A 16,392-nucleotide genomic window follows, 5' to 3' on the forward strand; every position below is an offset into this window, starting at 1 on the left:
TAGATTTCAAAGTAACAAATGAAGAATCATTTTCCTATAGAATATCAGTATGATAGCATGCAATGTGGTATAGCTAGTTTGCAAATAGTATGTAAATATTTCGGCAGAGAATACTCTTTGGATTCTCTGTCGAAACTTTGTTTTGCTACTGCGGAAGGAGTCTCTCTGTTAGGTATCAATGAGGCAGCAAACACACTTGGCTTGCATACTACATGCGCTAGAGCTACAACTATGGTGCTAGGTGAAGTCCCTTTGCCTTGTATTCTCCATTGGAACCAGAATCATTTTGTAGTCTTGTATAAAGTCAAGAAAGGAAAGAAGTTCTATGTCGCTGACCCAGGAAAGGGATTGGTCACTTATGGTTTAGAAGAGTTCAAGCAGCATTGGATAAGCACGAGTTCCAATGGCGAAGACAAGGGCATTGCTATGTTCTTGGAAACCACCCCTGCATTCTTTACCTATAAGATGGAGGGCGAAGAGAACATCAAAGAAAAAAGATCGTTTCGCTTTCTCTTTGGGTATGTAAAGAAATACCGCAAGTATTTCGGACAAATTATCTTGGGCTTGATAGTCGGAAGTCTCTTGCAGCTTGTCTTGCCATTCCTTACTCAATCCATCGTAGATGTCGGTATCAAGAACCAAGATATAGGTTTTGTTTGGCTTATATTATTGGGGCAGTTGATGCTTACAGTCAGCCGAACGGCAATAGACTTTATCCGCAGATGGTTGTTGCTTCACATTTCCCTACGTATCAACATTTCATTGGTGAGCGACTTCTTCATCAAGCTCTTGAAGTTGCCGATGTCTTTCTTTGACACGAAACTCATGGGCGACTTGATGCAGAGAATGAACGACCATAGCCGAGTAAATACTTTCTTGACGCAGCAGACGCTCAACATCACGTTTGCCATGCTCACCTTCGTGGTATTCTCGGTGGTACTGTTCTTCTATAATAAATTGGTGTTTGTCATTTTTCTGTTGGGAAGTATCCTCTATGGCGGATGGATGACCTTGTTCTTGAAACGGAGAAAGGTGCTCGACTATGAATTGTTTGAGCAGCAGGCCATCAACAATAACAAAACTTATGAGTTTATCACCTCCATGCAGGAAATCAAGTTGCAGGATTGTGAGCAGCGCAGAAGATGGGAATGGGAGGACACGCAAGCTGAGCTATTCGGCGTACAGATGAAGTCGCTCAAACTCCAACAGACACAGGAAGCAGGAAGTATTTTCATCAACGAGGTGAAGAACATCATCATCACGGTAGTGGCTGCAACCGCTGTGATACATGGGCAAATGACACTTGGTATGATGCTTGCCGTGCAATACATCATCGGACAGCTCAACTCGCCTGTGGAGCAACTGATGAACTTCTTCTATTCTCTGCAAGATGTGAAGATTAGCTTGGAGCGAATCAACGAGATTCACCAGATGGATGATGAGAATGGAAAGGAAGGCTTGCTAACTTCTATTGAAGATAAGAATGAGGGCATTGACATCAAGAACATCATGTTCAAGTACGACCCACATGCTTTGCGCAAAACCATAGACGATGTGAACATTCACGTTCCGCAAGGTAAGGTAACAGCCATCGTTGGTGCATCTGGCAGTGGAAAGACCACCCTCATCCGTTTGATGCTTGGTTATTATCCTGTCTTGGAGGGAAAAATCAACATTGGAAATACTGACATCAACAAACTCAACAAAAAGTGGTGGCGCAGACAATGTGGTGTTGTCATGCAGGATGGTGTTATCTTCTCGGAGAGTATCGCTAGAAATATTGCTGTTGATGATGGCGATATAGATAAGGAACGGTTGTTGAAAGCTGCCGAGATTGCTTGCATCAAGGATTACGTGATGGCTTTGCCTCTGAAGTTCAACACTAAGATTGGGCGTGATGGCGTTGGACTGAGCCAAGGACAGAAACAGCGTATCTTGATAGCAAGGGCGGTGTATAAGAATCCCGACTACATCTTCCTTGACGAGGCGACCAACTCGCTAGATGCTAACAACGAGAGAAGCATCGTGGAGAACTTGGATAAGTTCTACAAGGGCAAGACTGTTGTGATTGTGGCTCATCGCCTAAGCACGGTGAAGAATGCCGACCAAATCGTGGTCATCGACCATGGCAAAGTGGTTGAGGAAGGCAACCATGAGTCTTTGACCGCCAAGCGAGGGGCATACTATAATCTGGTAAAGAACCAATTGGAATTGGGAAATTGATGCAATTATACTTATTTAACGACACAAATGCTGATGTTTTGAAGAAAAATAGGTATTTTTGCCACAGAAAAAGTGAATATAAAAACATATTGCGTATGAAGACTATAGTTTTATCTTGTGGATTACTTATGATTTTTTCTCCAATATTCGCTCAGAATATCGGAAAGGATACTATAGTCTCTTCTAAAGTATTACAAGATGTTGTCGTGTCTGCCTCAAATATCAGTCGCATAGGCGACCACCTTGTGATTTATCCCAATAGTCAACAGCGGAAACATGCTGTAAGTGGTTTCGGGGTATTGGAGAATCTGAATATTCCTGGACTGATGATAGACTCAAAGTCAAAGCAGGTGGATGTGATGGGACTTCATGCCACCTTGTACCTGAACGGTCAAGAATGCGACATCAAGGAAATCCAAATGCTCAGACCTCGTGACATCGAAAAAATAGAGTATTATGATTCTCCTTCGGGAAAATATGCCAAGGACAAACTTGCCATCAACTTTGTTTCCAAGCAATATCGGTATGGTGGATATGTTCAGGTGGATGGTCAGCAAACACTTGGCTATGCCCATGGTGATTACAATGTCGCAGCAAACTATGTGAAAGGCAGGAGCACTTACACACTGTTTGCTGGCGAGAACTATGAGCATGTCAATAACACTGAGACTTGGAATCATGAACAATATCTCTTTCCTCAATCGGAAATAAACCGCATCACTTATGACAAGATTTCTTCTCGAAACCATCAGGAATACATGCAGTTCCGCTATCAAAACCAAAAGGGACAGAGATATTGGGTCGGCAAGTTTACGCTTGTGAATATTGCCACGCCAAGAAACATCTCTACAGGTTATGCCCAAGAGAACAATTTGACAGATTTCTTCTCAAACATGCAGAAGAAGAGCTTGTCACCCAAGATTGATTTGAACGCAAACTTACCTTTGGGCAACAACCAATCACTCACATTAGGTGTTCATGGAAAATATTCCGCCAACTCCTACAATCGTCTCTACCAAGAATCTCCTTATGAGGCAAGAACGGATGAGGACGAGAAGGCTATATCGTTCCAGTTATCTGCCATCTACAACTATTTTGCGAAAAAGCATTCCATGACAATCGAAGCATATCACTATCATGACATCTGGGATGCTGATTATTCTGGCAATTGCGACTTGTGGCAACACCTATGGAAAGGCGAGACCTTGGCATTCTTCTCCTATAATTTCAAGCCAACCAAGAAGTTGAGCTTGAAAACACGAATAGGCTTGGATTGGCTACTATACCGCTTGCATGGGGACAGTCGCTTTAGTCAATTATCCCCTCGCCTCAACACGACCGCTCAATACCAAATGAAGAATGGAATGCTGATGTGGTCACTCAATCTTGCCAATTCCAACCATGGCATGGATGTCATCAACAGAGCGATGATAAACATCAACTCCCACATGGCACAATTGGGCTCGTCTGACTTGAAGAAGTCGCATGACCTCAACACTTATTTATATTATATGGGGCGGTTCGGCAAACTCAATGTTTCTGCCATCGGACAATTCCGTTATAACTTCCACCCTGTTACGGATAGTTACTATTTAGATGAGAGCAATGAGAAAGTTATCAAGACCTACTCCAATGATGGCAATTCGCAATATTACTCTGCGATTCTGGCTTTACAATATAAGCTAGCTAAGTTTGCCAGCCTATCGGGAGATATAAGATATAACCATGGAAGGGTCAAGAACTGTTGGGAAAAGTTTAACAACAACTTGACAGGTAACCTTGGCGTGAATATGTTTGTTGGTGACTTTGCCATCAAGCCATACTTACATTTCGGTAAGAAGACATTGAATGAAAGTACGATGGTAGTCAGCAAGACGCCTGTTGATTACGGCATGAGTTGTTCTTATAGCAAGGGCAACCTGTACGTGGAGATGCAAGTAGTATCACCTTTCAAAAAACAAGAAAAGCATTATTGGCTTGACTTGCCAATCTACAGCTATACCAAGAGCATCAAAGACCAAACGGCATCGCAGTATGCCAATATCAAAATAGCCTATTCTCTAGACTTTGGATGGAAGACGAAAAAAGTAGAAAAAGATATTAGTAAAAGTATAAATAGCTCTTTATTAAGAGTTGAATAGTGTATTATAAAACAAGAAATTATGAAACAGGTAAAAAAGTTAGATGAAAAAGCCATTCTTTCTCGTTTAAGTAATGGCGCACTTTCCAATATTCTTGGAGGTGTTGGTCTGAATGACAAGTTCCAACAGCCAATAGACGAATGTTTGGCTGGCTGTGGTTGCCTTTCTCAAAATGCTTGTGACACTTGTCAGGCATAGTTTTAAACTTGTAGGCTATGTGTGTACTTCACATAGCCTACTTTTAACATATAGAAATATGGATAAGATTAGTTTTTACAATATAAGTGTACCTTTTGAGGGTTACTCCCTCCTTTATAACACAATGTCTGACTCTTTGATTGCTTTTACAAATGAAGAGTATTCGGTAATAGAGCCTTTACTCAATAATTTAGCTGCTTTTTCGGAGGAATATCCATTACTATATTCCGAGATGAAAAAAGCAGGTTTTATCATTGACAATTATGATGAGAAAGAGCTTGTAAAGTTCAACAATAAACTTTGTGTGTACGAAAATCGCTCATACCACCTTACAATAAACCCTACATTGGATTGTAATTTAAAATGCTGGTATTGTTCAACAGAATATGCCCAAGCCATACATCATGGTGGAATGTCACAACATATAGTAAACTCATTAAAAAAGCACATTGATTATCTTGTGAATAAAGTTCGTATCCCAGCATTACACCTTGATTGGTTTGGGGGTGAACCTTTGATGTATTATAAAGAAGTTATGAAACCTATTGCTTCTTACGCAAAGGAAATCACAACTGCCCAAGGAGTTGTGTTAACCCAGCATGTAACCACAAATGCAACATTATTAAATGAAAATATGATGTCTGAGATGCAAAGCTTGAATTTTACAAGTTTTCAAATTCCTTTAGATGGAAATGCAGAACATCATGATACCATCAAATTTACAAATACGAACAAAGGAACTTTTGATATAGTTGTACAGAATTTGAACCTTTTGCCAAAAATTATCCCAAACGTTCATATCACACTAAGAATCAATTATGATAAGAAGACCTTGTTTGGAATAACAGATGTCATACCGCTTATTAGTGAAAATACCAAGAAGCATATTCGTGTAGATTTTCAGAAGGTTTGGCAAATAAATTGTACAGAGAAAGAAATTCAACAATTAGCAAAGGTGAAGAAAATCTTCTATGAGAACGGTTTGGATTCTGGCTATTGGGCATATAAGCCACATCATTACACTCGCTGTTATGCAGATAAACTGCACCAATATGCAATAAATTATGATGGTCGTGTGTTTAAATGCACGGCACAAGATTATGGCGATGATAAGGTTATTGGTAGATTAAATGACGATGGAACAATAAAATGGAACAACTATCTTCTTAGCGAGTTGTTTGCGCATTCTACATTCGATAATGAGCGTTGTTTAAACTGCAAAGCTTTACCTATCTGTATGGGACCTTGCATAATTAGAAATTTTGAGGCAAGGAAGTCTGGCAGACCAATACCATGTGTATTTGATAATGTACAGTATTCTTTGCAGTCATTTATCATAGAAAATGCACAAAAAAGACATTTAATAAAATAGAAAAGTGGAAAATACAGATAATATCGAATTAAGAAGCGAAAAGGTGAGGAATGTGATAGGCAAAGTTCCTCCTCGCCTCGTCAGCTTGGGGACTATAATCATTACCATCATAGTCCTCGCCCTCGCAGTCGCTTTCTATAAGATACCTTATCCTATATCCATAGAGGCTAATGGTGAGGTCATCAATCAAGGAACAGTGCAAGTATTTGTGCCATACAAGTATTTGTATCTTTTCGATGAGCCAAGGACGGCTCATGTTTCTTTCGAGGGCAACAACAATGCATCTTATAACTGCAACATCATAAGCCATAATGCCAAGCTCATACATAGGGAAGATGGCAACTATTTTATGGCTACAGCCTCTGTGAGCACACAGGGACAAAATACCCCAATATTGCAACAGTACATGAAAGCCGATGTCAGAATCATCGTCAGCAATAAAACGTTATGGCAACAGGTATTCGGATAAACTATATCCGAATACCTGCTGTTTGTTTTTGGATGCATATTGTGTTGGTAAGCATCAGATTTTACGCAAAAGTTCTAATTTCCATAAAATTCCTCTTGTAAATCATTGGATATTTAGAAAAATATCGTATCTTTGTCGCAAATTTAGGCGTTCTTTGGATATTGCAAAATACAGAAACGAGCAGAAGGTCGCTCGTTTCCATATTGTTACTAGGCAAACGACCAACTTCTTGATTTTCAATCAAAGTCCAATTTAGAGTGAGTTATAGTATATTTCTCCCCTCTATATTCTATCGTTCCACAAGAATTATTATATTTTAATCCTGAGGAAACTTCTTTACAATAGTTTCATAAACAACAATGCCACTTCACACACCTTTTAGTGCGCAAAGTGGCATTAATTATAAGACGTTGAACGAGCAGTAACCCGTTGTATCTCTGTAGCCTTCTGTTGTCTCTATTCTCATTTTCTTCCCAATGCGATATGTCCCTTTCGTATATTTCTGACGTACATTGCCCAGATCAATTTGAAATTTTCTGGCAGTGTTTGGTCGGATGCCAAGACCTATCTCTATAAAGGCAGCATTCTTCAATGGAATCTTTTTCCAACCTTTATTTTCCTTCTCGATAAAGTACTCATAACCAACGATACAAGTCCATGGTGAATTGTTGGTTATAGTCAACGTAACAACTTGAGGTTTATTCGTAAAATGCGTCTGCGAGAGTTCCAAGCCAAGGTTTCCTTGTACAGAGTTGGCCTCTTTTGCTGTTTTGGTCTCTTGCTCGGATTTATTCTCTTGCACATTACTAGTTAAAGCACTTGCTTCCGTTACTTGACTATTACTTTTATCCCCAACAGAGCAAGAAAGAAACAATAAACATGCAAATATCAATTTCATATTTCCACCTAATATCGTTCAACATTCAAAGCAGCTAAAGCTTGATCGGCTTTAGTAAAAACCCTGACTCCACTAACTGTTGTCGTTCCCAGATGTATTCCTACCGTATATCTAGTATCGCTACTTTTCACATATGTGTATATAATACCACCACTATCACCTGATTGACTTAGATATGTGGCTGTTGTCATATTAGTATATTTTATCCCTTTACTTGTAAAAGTATAATTGGTTGACTTTATATATCCACCTTTACCATTTGAGCCTGTTGTTGAACCTCTCATATTGACAAAAGTGCCAACTCCAGGAAGGCTTGTAGCCACAGAGAGTTCGTAAACTGTACCTACAATAAAATTTGATGGTTCAAAAGCTGAGTCTACAATAGGTACAAAAGCTGCGTCAACACTTCCTGAGTTTTGAGATGCAGAGCAAGTACCTATTACTTTACCTGCGACATAAACCTTTTGGTTAACACTTAAAACGTGCCCTGCTGTTACCATACCATTTCTTTTGGCACCAGTTTTTTCTCTAGCTCTAAAGGCGAAAGACCCATGGCTTCCATCTGTAGAACATGTCAAGTATCCACCTGGATTCAAATCTGTTTCTTCTATTAGTTGTCCGGACTCAACGAATGTTATGGCAGGATGATTATATATCGTTTTGAATTTCTTTATAAAATTATCATCCTTATGCTTTAGACTTACCTCAACACAGTTCTGAGCATCCAAGATTCCATATCCACAAATGTTGTCTTTGATAAATACTTCTGCATTTTCTACATGTCTGTCTAGATCCTCCATAACTTGTTGTAATTCCTGATAAGAATATTTACAACGTTCAAAACGATATAGTCTTGATGATTTTATTGTTGAAATTCGTCTAGCAACCTCCAAAGAGTCACCTTTGAATAAAATGGTCAACATGCCACTCGGAGTGATATATGAGCCACCCCAAAATGAAGGATAATCTTTCTTGTTATGATTAGACCGCATAATAAACTTACCATCAAGAACCAAATTATTTAATAATATTTGATTCACTTCGTTTGCTTCTAATTGATTATCCATAGGCATTTCATTAGCCATATTGGAGACGACTTGTTCTGAAGAAGATGCTTCTACCAACATTTTCTCCGCTTTAAAATCCAAATTATCATCAGAACATGAACTAAATGCAATCATCATGCATCCTAGCAAAAAAATAAAATTAATTTTCATACTCATTATTTTTTATGTTAGACAAAAATGAAAATTACAAAGGTCACTATCACTAACCTATTTTGTTTTGGCTTCAAATATACAACTTTTTAATAAGAAGAGGACGTAGACTACTGTAATTTTAAAAACATATAATATTATTTAACTATTTTTGCACAAATCATATTATATTGAAAGAATTATACTCTTGCTCCATAGAGCAAGAGTATAAAATATAGGTAAAAGCGTAATTAAACAAATGTGATTTCTCATTTTATGGTTACATTTACAGTTTGAGGTCTTTCATTCACATTTCACCCATGTCGTAAGTAGAGGTCGTTACATTGCCCTCCGTGTCGGTGACACGGACAAGGCGCTGTATGCCGTCATACTCAAACGAGGTGGTAATCTCACCGTCAGGACCGCTCTTCTGGATGGTCTTCAAGGTCTTGCCACTGCCATTGGTATGGGTTGCCTGAACATGGAAAAACTTTCAAAGATACAAGGGAAATATCCTCTAATAAGCCCTGACGAATTTTAAGGCGATTTATAGCCTTGTTTTGTTGATACTTTCATACGTCTTTATTTTATGTTTTATCTAAAGAACGATTGACATTTGATTTTATTGCATAGAATTGCAGCATTACCTCAAAATACTGATCTTTCAATGGTTTATACGTATTACGCTATATTTAAATCATCATAGAAAACTTGGCAATATGCATATATTTCAATTAAAATCGAATGATATGTTTTATAAAATAGAGCCAGCTTGGATTCTATTACTGGAACATATTACGGTGTGTTACCACCTAATGTTGAAACAACACTCACGTTAAATGCTGATGGTACCTATTTGTTGATACAGTCATACAATGAAAAGTAGAACAAACAGGAAAGGTTAAGAGGAACTTTCCAAGTGCTTGACTACAACATCCTGATGCTTGTGCATCCTTCATGTGGTGAGCATACCTTCTACAAGGTGAAGGATGCCAACCATATTTTTCTGATAGATTCGTTTGGTAATGAACCAAAAGCAAAGGATGTTAGTTCTTATATATTAATAAAGTAAAAAATGCCCAAATGCAATATATTTTAATGCCTTAACAATAAAAACTGTTAATAATACATAAATAACGCATTCGTTATATATCGATTTAAAATAAATTTCGTAAATTTGCATCATTTAACCAATAGTACAGTATAAATATGAAAAAGTATTTAGTTTTAATATTATTGGCAGTGATTGTATCATCGTGCCAAGATGAAATTCTTAATGACAGTAATCCTGTTATTGAGAACGTGAATGTTAATTTGTCTATGGATGAGGCAAAGAGTATTGCAAATGATAATCCTACAAATTTATCAGAGGATGAGATTCTGGCAATGGTAAATGATTTTTCCACTTCGTTGGGCTCAAAAACAAGAAGTGCTGCCAATCCAAGAATGTCTATTGTGGGCTCATATCGCATTGGCGGAATTATATCAAGCAAGACAACAAGAGGGACTACGACTGATAGTATTCCTGTTTATGAGGTGTGTTTACAGTCTGGAGAAAAGAGTGGGTATGCTTTAGTTTCTGCCGACTCTCGAAGTGCTGGTGTTTTGGCATATATAGAAAATGGTAATTTTGAGAAAAAAGATAGTACTGGGGCATGTTTGATGTTAAAATTGGCAGAAGCTTCAACTGTTTCAGAGATAAATAAAATAGAAAGGCTCAAAGTTGAGTTACGAGAGAAAACCTTGAAGAAAGTAGCTTCTTGTTTGGGTAAATCTACAGTAACATATGAAGAAATAAAAGATTTGATTGAGGTTAATGGTGTAAAAAGCCATGAAACAACTTCCCGTTCTACAGCTTATGACAAACCTTTGAGCCAGATTATATCGTTAATGCCTCAAAATGGTGGAGCTGTTTTAAAGACCGAGTGGGGTCAAGACAATCCTTATAACTTGTTGTTGCCTAAAACTTATAATGAATATCATACGGAAACAAATTACCCTATGGGGTGTGCTATTACAGCAGGAGTTCAAACTTTAGCAGCTATCGCTCCGAGCATGACGATTGATGGAACAGTCATAGACTGGGCATTTGTTACTAAAAAACCGAAATTGAAGTATGATTCGTATTTTGGCGGAGATTATGAGGAGGCTATGATGATTTCCAAAGTAGTTAAGCATATGTATGAAGAAACAAATACAACACCAAATATTGATGAGGATTTTAAGTATGGGCCTTATGATGATCCGAATATACCTTATGTAAAAAGTAGTACAACTTCAGTTTCTAATTTATTGGATTATTTAAAGAAGTATGTTTCTTGTGGCACTTATTATAATAAATATGCCCCAGATCCATTGTTAAATACGATAAATGCAAACCGCCAGATGCCTTGCGTTGCAATAATGGGTGGAACACATACTGCAAATGAACAGGCAGAAAAAGGTTCTCATGCTTGGGTTATAGATGGATATGCAATTTGCACTAAGACAAGCAGAGAAATTTTACGAAATAACGATTTGTACTTTCATGCTAATATGGGATGGGGTGGACCTGACAATGGCTTTTATAAGGTAAATGCAGATGCTTCGACTGATTTTGAGACAACATTAGGCACTTATAATATAAATTTTTGGGAAATAACAGAAATTCATAAGAAATAATTAGTTTTAATTGCATTTGGTGTACAAAGTTATGTACATCAAATGCTTTATTCTATTGGCAAATATGAAAATAATTCAATACTTTTTTCTTTTTTTTGTGTTTTCTATAGTATATGGCTGTAGTAATGGTACTGATGTTTCATCATTGTGTTTTGAAAAAGAGTATTACGAAAAGCCATTATTAGAAAACCCATCGGAAATTATGTTTAGTGGTGGAAGCAACAATCTTTCAGTCGAAGTGTCAGATGATAATGTTTTGGAAGCCACTATTGGTGCTGGAAAAATAAAAATAAAGACAAAAAAGAATGGGATTGTTTATCTTGTTGTAAAGGATAAGACGGAGAATACTAGCGTTACTATTAGGGTTAAGGTCGTGGATAGTTACTTAGGTTTGCAATTAGGCAAACCAATTCCGAACTATTCTGTTTATAACGAAGATGACAGACTTTATTTAGTAAATAATAAAAGTAAATCATTTTATTTATATGATAAATCTTTTAATTTAAAAGCTACTGGCAATTACAAACTGTTTGTGAAAAACTCAAATTATTTTCTTTCTTTAGTCTTTTCAGATAAGGTTTGTTTTTATAATATTTCAAACAGTTCACATGCTTTTTTATGGGGAGCCATTCCTACTTATTTAGAGTTTTTATGGACGAATGAAGGTCTTACAACTACTAATGCACGAGATGTATCACCTGTCGTTATGACTGCTTTTGATTTAGACACAAATAACGTTTACTATTTTAATGTTGATTCTACCGAATTTCCTTACGGGATATTAAATTAAAGCACAACAGCAATTAGCAATATACAACACCTTTCTGTTGATGCTATTTTGAATATGTAGTGGGAAAAGCAAAACTATTATGTATGTAGCTATCACTGAGTGATTATGTTTGGTTGCTTTTACGAAAAAATGAAGTTAAATTTCTATGTAAAAAAGTCCTAATTTCCATATTTCTCTTCTTGTAAATTATGGGATATTAAGAAAAATATCGTATCTTTGTCCCCGAATTGAGGCGTTCTTTGCATATTGCAAAATACAGAAACGAGCAGAAGGTCGCTCGTTTCCATATTGTTACCTATATAATATAGGCAAACGCCCAACTTCTTGATTTTCAATCAAAGTCCAATTTAGAGCGAGTTATTTTTTTTAACGTTTTCCTTATTTCACCACAGGAACCCATCTTATTTCAACACAGGGAATACATAGTATTCTCTATCTACGTCGAAATCCAATGCCCACTGGTCGATAATCACGTTGTCATCCAATGCCTTGATATCGATGGTGTGATAACCGTCGAGCAGGGTGACGTAGAAACTCTTCAGCACCTGACCACGCCAGATGCCAAACTTGCCGTCCTTGCTGCTGTTATCCTCCATCATCTGGCAAACCACCGGTTCGGCATTGTCGATGCTCACGCTCACTCGCATATCCTTCTTATTCGACAGATAACCCGGAATCACGGCCAGCGTGAAGCGGGCATCGCCCAACTGACTGCTTGCAAATCTATAGCGCAGACTCGCTCCCTTAGGCAACTTCACGGCTTTGTTGCTGTGACCCAGCAGAGGCTTCAGCTCTATATCCTGAGCTGTCTGACCCTTCAGGACTGGGGCTTTCGTATAACTCGTATAGTCGTATGCGTTCTTGGCGATGATCGGCTTGGTAAAGTTTACCAGCGGCTGAAGGTCCTGATCTCTGTCGAAGGCTTCCCCCTTCAGTTGCTTGATTTCGTTGGCAGTAAGGGTTCCCGGCAATTGTGGGGCTTGCATCTCGGCACCATTGATGCTGATGAAGTTGCTCCATTTGCCCTTGCCCAACTTCATATAATAGGCGTTGAGCTGCTTCAGGGTGTTGTAGGCGCTGAGGCTCACGGCAGCGGCAGCCTTGGCTTCATCGTCATTGGGGAACAGTCCCGGACGTGCGATGTCTCTTGCCTCCTGTGCCTCCAGCTCCTTTTCGGCGATGAGGGCAGCCGAGAAGATAGGGTATTTCACGATCTCGAAGAAACCGTCGCGCTGGTTGGCTGGCAGGGTCTTCTCGATGTTCACCGTCTTCGTCTTCAATAAATCATAGTTGTAGAGGAAACGCTCCAGCTCGTTGCCGAACTCGCCCGAATGGAACTTGGTGTCGCCGTATGGCATGGCCATGTAGGCTGGCTGGCGGATGCTGGTGAGCCGGTAGTACTCCTCCATGAGCGGCTGGATCTTCTTGCCGGCAATGCTTCCGAAAAGCTGGTTGAGCCACGACTGCAGATAGTTTCTGATACCCGCCTTGAGCGCATACGGGTTCCAGGCAAGATCCGACATCATGGCAAGCTGCAAGGGTGCCTTCTTGGGATTGGTTACGTTGGCTATCCAGGCGCAGTCCTCGTCGTTGTGTGCCTCGTGGCGGTGGGATTTCTCGTGGCGTTCTGATTTGGTTTCCAGATAATCCCTGTTGTTAAGCATATCGAGTACCAGGCCCGGAGCCACATTCTCGATAGGCATTTCGGCGTTATCGCAAACCATCTTCATGTTCTCGATGGTTTTTCTGTGCTTCTTCTTGTGTTTCTTTCCCGTCCATTCCGTTACCTTGTAGTTGTCGGCGATGCAGATGTCGAAACTGTCTACCACTGCCTTGTTGTAGGTGGCGTCGTGCTTGCCATCCACCTGCCAGAGGGTGTTGTATTTCAGACGCAGCATCAGGCGGGCAATGCGGCTGTAGTTCTGCGGATTCATCCACTTGCTGCCATTCAGCGCAAGACCTCTGAATTCGATTCTCGGGATGCCTGTCCATTGCTGGTCTACGGGGGTGAAGAGGCTCTTGCGTGGCTGAGGCTTCAGATCGTACCAGTCCTTCCAGGGTGAAACTCCTGCCATCTTCGAGAGTTCCAGGATGGCGTAGGCGGTGCCTCGGGCGTTGCTTCCCACCACAATCAGCTTGTTCTTTCTTACTCCGATGAAGTAGGCGTCCTTGGTGGTGATGATGTTCTGAACGGGCGCACCGAGTTTCTCCAAACCTGAAAACTCCTTGTTGGTGAGCTGGTCGAGCTGGAATATCTGGATAGGAGCGGCGGCTTTCTGGCGGGCAGCATTTCCGGTTACTGCCTTCATGTCGTTCTCGAAAAGGTTGAGAGCGATTTTTACCACAGGGGCAGTCTTGGCGTTGATGTTGTAGCTTACCTGGCCATTGGCATCTGTCCAGTAAACATTGGGTGCTGAAGCATCCACAGCCTTGTGGCTCCTGATGGCTGCGGCAGGTTCGGCTGCCGAAAGATTCGAAGTGAATCCAGCCAAGCCCAAGGCGATGCATATTATAATCTTCTTATAATTCATTTTCTTCGTTTTTAAACGTTGATTGTTCATTAAATGACGTTGTTCGTCGATATTTTGAACCGATGTTCTTCGATATTTGAACCGATGTTCGTCGTTAAGTGCGAAACTTCACATTTTGCAGTTCTGCAAAGATACATAAAAGTGTTTAATATCTGAAATAATTTAGTTTTTATTTGCTTATTACATTATTTATTATTACTTTTGCAGAAGATTTTATGTTTGTAGCACAGTTTAAAAAAGTAGGAACTATGGTATTCAAGTCGAAAATTGATATGTGGTTGGTAATATTTTGCTTTGGTTTCTCAACCATTGCCATAATTCCTATTCTCTTTATTGATTTTAATAGTTGGGATTTGATACTGCCAACTTTGTTATTTGTATTTTTAGCTGATATTTTTTGTAATACCAAGTATGTTGTGTCTAATCACATACTTATAGTCAAGTGTGGCTCATTTTATAGGGCTAAATATGATATAAAAAAAATAAAGCAAATTGAGGAATCTCATACCTGGGAAAGTGCTCCTGCATTGTCGTTATCTCGGATAAGAATCTTATTTGTTGATGGGAAAAGTGTTTTAATTTCACCAAAAGATAGGGCTCAATTTTTGGACTTATTATATTCCGTAAACAATAAAATAAAGATGTAGAGATGGCAAAGCGGTGCCTTGGGCGTTTAATATCTGAAATAATTTAGTTTTTATTTGCTTATTACATTATTTATTGTTACTTTTGCACAAGACAAAATTAAAAATTATGACATTATATCCAAAATTGATAGAAGAGGCTCTTGCTACGGTGATTTATCCGGGCACCAAGAAGAACCTCATCGAGAGCGAGATGCTGGCGGATACGCCTAGCATCAACGGTATGAAAGTGAAGGTGGTTTTGCTTTTCCCTCGTGATACGGATCCTTTCCTGAAGAGTACCGTGAAGGCGGCTGAGGCTGCCATCCATTATCATATCTCTAAGGAGGTAGAAGTGGAGATTGTTACTGAGTTCAAGTCGGCTCCTCGTCCAGAGGTGGGCAAAATGCTTCCTCAGGTGAAGAACGTCATCGCCGTAAGCTCGGGCAAGGGTGGAGTAGGCAAGAGTACGGTTTCTGCCAATCTCGCCATCGCACTTGCCAAGTTGGGCTACAAGGTGGGCTTGCTCGATACGGATATCTTCGGTCCTTCCATGCCTAAGATGTTTGGCGTAGAGGAGGAGCGTCCTTATTCTGTTCACAAGGATGGCAGGGATTTGATTGAACCAGTCGAGAAGTATGGCGTGAAACTGCTGAGTATCGGTTTCTTCGTAAGTCCTACTACGGCTACCTTGTGGCGTGGCGGTATGGCTTGTTCTGCCCTGAAGCAGCTGATTGCGGATGCCGATTGGGGTGAGTTGGATTACTTTATCCTCGATACGCCTCCTGGCACCAGCGATATTCATCTTACTTTGCTCCAGACGCTCGCCATTACGGGTGCGGTGATAGTAAGTACTCCTCAGCAGGTGGCACTTGCCGATGCAAGAAAGGGTATTGACATGTATCAGAACGACAAGGTGAATGTGCCTATCCTGGGTCTCATTGAGAACATGGCTTATTTTACGCCTGCCGAGTTGCCTGAGAACAAGTATTACATCTTCGGTAAGGAGGGTTGCAAGAACCTCGCCAAGGAGATGAATGTGCCATTGCTGGCGCAGATTCCTATCGTTCAGAGCATCTGCGAGGGTGGTGATGATGGTGCGCCTGCTGCAACCAAGGTAGATTCCATCACCGGTCAGGCTTTCCTGAGCCTTGCCCAGAGCATCGTTACCGTGGTGAACCGCAGAAATGCCGAGAAGGCTCCAACCAAGATTGTGAGTACGCACTAATTGTCCCCATACGCCCTGAAAGGGCAGAAGCTCCTAGCCCAGGGCATCGCCCTGGGGATTAT

The 16,392-nt window shown here is 39.9% G+C and carries 13 protein-coding genes; 9 read left to right on the plus strand and 4 right to left on the minus strand.

Features of this window, described 5'->3' with window-relative positions; all coding sequences use genetic code 11:
• Positions 1 to 18 precede the first annotated feature (18 nt).
• The 5 genes from V8Z93_RS05880 (at position 19) to V8Z93_RS05900 (ending at position 6,403) form a co-directional block, all read left to right on the plus strand.
• Entirely contained in the window at positions 19 to 2,223 is a 2,205-nt protein-coding gene (locus V8Z93_RS05880; protein ID WP_439432670.1) for a peptidase domain-containing ABC transporter, read from the plus strand.
• Positions 2,224 to 2,522: 299 nt separating this feature from the next.
• Positions 2,523 to 4,364, plus strand: coding sequence for a hypothetical protein (locus V8Z93_RS05885; protein ID WP_439432671.1), 1,842 nt, complete (start codon positions 2,523 to 2,525; stop codon positions 4,362 to 4,364).
• Between the two features lie 21 nt (positions 4,365 to 4,385).
• Positions 4,386 to 4,562 (plus strand): hypothetical protein, encoded by a 177-nt coding sequence (locus V8Z93_RS05890; protein WP_317511122.1) that lies wholly within the window; start codon positions 4,386 to 4,388, stop codon positions 4,560 to 4,562.
• A gap of 58 nt (positions 4,563 to 4,620) precedes the next feature.
• The gene (locus tag V8Z93_RS05895) at positions 4,621 to 5,934 is read left to right on the plus strand and encodes a radical SAM/SPASM domain-containing protein (RefSeq protein ID WP_181992452.1); all 1,314 of its coding nucleotides are present in this window, start codon (positions 4,621 to 4,623) and stop codon (positions 5,932 to 5,934) included.
• A gap of 52 nt (positions 5,935 to 5,986) precedes the next feature.
• Positions 5,987 to 6,403, plus strand: a complete 417-nt coding sequence (locus tag V8Z93_RS05900; protein WP_439432672.1) for a hypothetical protein — start codon at positions 5,987 to 5,989, stop codon at positions 6,401 to 6,403.
• 400 nt (positions 6,404 to 6,803) lie between these two features.
• On the opposite strand, the gene V8Z93_RS05905 is transcribed toward V8Z93_RS05900, so the two are convergent.
• From V8Z93_RS05905 to V8Z93_RS05915, 3 genes are all read right to left on the minus strand, one after another.
• Positions 6,804 to 7,301 carry an immunoglobulin-like domain-containing protein gene (locus V8Z93_RS05905; protein WP_117587933.1) on the minus strand — a complete coding sequence of 166 codons (498 nt, stop codon included), beginning with the start codon at positions 7,299 to 7,301 and terminating at the stop codon, positions 6,804 to 6,806.
• Between the two features lie 8 nt (positions 7,302 to 7,309).
• Complete coding sequence (locus tag V8Z93_RS05910) at positions 7,310 to 8,518, minus strand: hypothetical protein (RefSeq protein ID WP_317511120.1); 1,209 nt, start codon at positions 8,516 to 8,518, stop codon at positions 7,310 to 7,312.
• A 286-nt stretch (positions 8,519 to 8,804) separates the two neighbouring features.
• Positions 8,805 to 8,942 carry an RHS repeat domain-containing protein gene (locus V8Z93_RS05915; RefSeq protein ID WP_117588107.1) on the minus strand — a complete coding sequence of 46 codons (138 nt, stop codon included), beginning with the start codon at positions 8,940 to 8,942 and terminating at the stop codon, positions 8,805 to 8,807.
• Between the two features lie 764 nt (positions 8,943 to 9,706).
• On the opposite strand from V8Z93_RS05915, the gene V8Z93_RS05920 reads away from it, so the two are divergent.
• Both V8Z93_RS05920 and V8Z93_RS05925 read left to right on the plus strand, forming a co-directional pair.
• Complete coding sequence (locus V8Z93_RS05920; RefSeq protein ID WP_439432673.1) at positions 9,707 to 11,158, plus strand: C10 family peptidase; 1,452 nt, start codon at positions 9,707 to 9,709, stop codon at positions 11,156 to 11,158.
• A gap of 64 nt (positions 11,159 to 11,222) precedes the next feature.
• Positions 11,223 to 11,948 (plus strand): hypothetical protein, encoded by a 726-nt coding sequence (locus tag V8Z93_RS05925; RefSeq protein ID WP_153093591.1) that lies wholly within the window; start codon positions 11,223 to 11,225, stop codon positions 11,946 to 11,948.
• Between the two features lie 401 nt (positions 11,949 to 12,349).
• Here V8Z93_RS05925 and V8Z93_RS05930 read toward each other — a convergent pair whose 3' ends face one another.
• Positions 12,350 to 14,479: a glycosyl hydrolase 115 family protein gene (locus tag V8Z93_RS05930; protein ID WP_439432674.1), complete on the minus strand. Its 2,130-nt coding sequence runs from the start codon at positions 14,477 to 14,479 to the stop codon at positions 12,350 to 12,352.
• 215 nt (positions 14,480 to 14,694) lie between these two features.
• On the opposite strand from V8Z93_RS05930, the gene V8Z93_RS05935 reads away from it, so the two are divergent.
• Positions 14,695 to 15,126, plus strand: coding sequence for a PH domain-containing protein (locus V8Z93_RS05935; RefSeq protein WP_439432675.1), 432 nt, complete (start codon positions 14,695 to 14,697; stop codon positions 15,124 to 15,126).
• 106 nt (positions 15,127 to 15,232) lie between these two features.
• Positions 15,233 to 16,330, plus strand: a complete 1,098-nt coding sequence (locus V8Z93_RS05940; protein WP_153095906.1) for an Mrp/NBP35 family ATP-binding protein — start codon at positions 15,233 to 15,235, stop codon at positions 16,328 to 16,330.
• Positions 16,331 to 16,392 lie beyond the last annotated feature (62 nt).

The organism is Segatella copri, from assembly GCF_051861805.1.
In the GTDB taxonomy this organism is placed as follows: Bacteria; Bacteroidota; Bacteroidia; order Bacteroidales; family Bacteroidaceae; genus Prevotella; species Prevotella copri_M.